The sequence below is a fragment of the Spongiactinospora gelatinilytica genome (assembly GCF_003236385.1).
Taxonomy (GTDB): domain Bacteria; phylum Actinomycetota; class Actinomycetes; order Streptosporangiales; family Streptosporangiaceae; genus Spongiactinospora; species Spongiactinospora gelatinilytica.
Genome location: NZ_POUA01000662.1, coordinates 1 through 1,947, shown reverse-complemented (window position 1 = coordinate 1,947; position 1,947 = coordinate 1). Strand labels below are relative to the sequence as shown.

General features: G+C 70.1%; 2 protein-coding genes. Both read left to right on the top strand.

Annotation, left to right across the window (positions count from 1 at the left end; all coding sequences use genetic code 11):
* Positions 1-444: 444 nt before the first annotated feature.
* Positions 445-1,233, top strand: a complete 789-nt coding sequence (locus tag C1I98_RS38370) for a class I SAM-dependent methyltransferase (protein WP_111172121.1) — start codon at positions 445-447, stop codon at positions 1,231-1,233.
* 255 nt (positions 1,234-1,488) lie between these two features.
* On the top strand, positions 1,489-1,947 hold a 459-nt coding region (locus C1I98_RS38365), incomplete at its 3' end, for a hypothetical protein (RefSeq protein WP_438672138.1).

Here is a 1,947-nt window from a genome sequence, read left to right as displayed (position 1 = left end):
CCCCAGCGGGCCGCCCCGCCCTGCTCACCATCCCGGAAACCGACGCCGCCAAGACCTACCTCCGCCGATCCTGGCCCAAGCAAATCGGCTGAACCCCCACCGCGTACCGAGCCAGCGGGCGGCATGAAGGCTGCGCCGAACCGAGATCCGGTACACCGGCCGGACTGGGATCGGTACGCCGGGTGAGGCCGGAGACGGGTTCGGTACGAGAACCAGCGACCCAACGCGGTACCGAACCAGCGGCCGACGCGAAAGCCGCGCCGAACCGCTGGGCCGGGGCCCCGCCGCCCTTACCCACCCCCTGGGGGAAATGTCGAGTTTGGGGCTGGAGTGGCCACAGAGACTGTTGCGGCTTTTGTGATGAATACGATCTATCCGGGCGAAGGCTCTAGAGTGTCCCTGCCGTAATGTTCCCAGGGTGTCTCGGAATGTGAGCTGATTGTCTTGCGGTACGACACGCCGAGCCTGACGCGGTGGGCCGCACCTGGCGTGTCCGGTGCGTGTGACAGCTCCTTCGGCTATGTCTCGGCGCAGGGTGCGCCGTTGGTCGAGTTGCTCGACCCCCGGCCCGGTGAGCGGGTGCTCGATCTCGGGTGCGGCACCGGAGCGCTCACCTCGGAGATCCACTCGCGTGGGGCCGAGGTTCTGGGCATCGACGGGTCGGCCGCGATGATCGAGAAGGCGCTCGCGCACTACCCCGGCCTGGACTTCATCGTCGGCGACGGCCACGACTTCACCGTCGCCGAGCCGTACGACGCGGTGTTCTCCAGCGCCGCGCTGCACTGGATGAGCAAGGACCCGCCGGCCGTGATCGCCAATGTCCGTGACGCGTTGCGCCCCGGTGGCCGGTTTGTCGCGGAACTCGGCGGCGCGGGCAACTGCGCGGCTATGATCGCGGCGATGTCCACAGCCTGGCGCGAGTACGGCCTGCGCGAGCCGGAGTTGCCGTGGTTCTTCCCCACACCCGCCGAGTATGCGACCCGCCTGGAGCAGGGCGGCTTCGCCGTCCGGCTGCTGGAGTACTTCGACCGTCCGACACCGCTGGACGAGTGCCCGGACGGCGCGGCCGACTGGGTGCGGTTGTTCGGCGCGCCGCTGCTGGAGGGCCTGCCGCCGGACCTGGTGGACCCGCTGCTCCGGCGGGTGAACGAGCTGGCCGCACCGGCCCTGCGCCGGGAGACCGGATGGATGGCGGACTACGTGAGGCTCAGGTTCGCCGCCGTTCGACGCTGAATCGCCCCGAAGCACAGGGGTGGTTTGCCAAACTATGTCTCTTCCTTGGTCTCGTACGTCACACGCGGCACTCCAAGCGGGAGGGCCGCGCGCGAGGTCCATGGGGGCTGGTGTCGGTGCGAAAGCCGGAGAGGGAACGGGATGAGATTCTGCCTGAGTGACCTCGTGCCTCCATTGCGATGGAGTGACGCGGCCACCATTCCGCGCCTGCGCCGACAACCCGGCCTGCCGGACGCGTGGTGGCGGAGCCTGCCGATGTCGCGCGTGCTGGCGACGATCCCGCCCGAGGCGCTGGGCGAACTGCTCGCGGAGATCGCCCTGGAGCAGTGGCCCGCGGCGTCCGTGGGAGACGTACTGCCCGCGCTGTACGTACTCGACCCGGAGGAGGCCGACGACCCGTACACGGCGATCGCCCTGGACCGCGCCGGTTCCTGGGCGGGACTGCTCACGCTCAGCGCCCGCGAGCTGATCGACCAGCCGTTCGTGCAGGCCCGGCCGGTACTGACCACGCTGTTCACCGCCGCCTTCCTGCGCCTGACCCCGGAGGGGGCCGCGGAGCCCGCCGAAGAGGAGGCCCCCGAGGCCGCGCCCGAACCGGAACCCCGGCTTAGCGAGGAGCAGGAGCATGAGCAGGGACGCGAGCCCAAGCTGGAGCAGCGGGTCAACGGCCAGGCCTTGTGGCGTCCCAAGATCCCCGCCGCCGTGCCTTCGGCC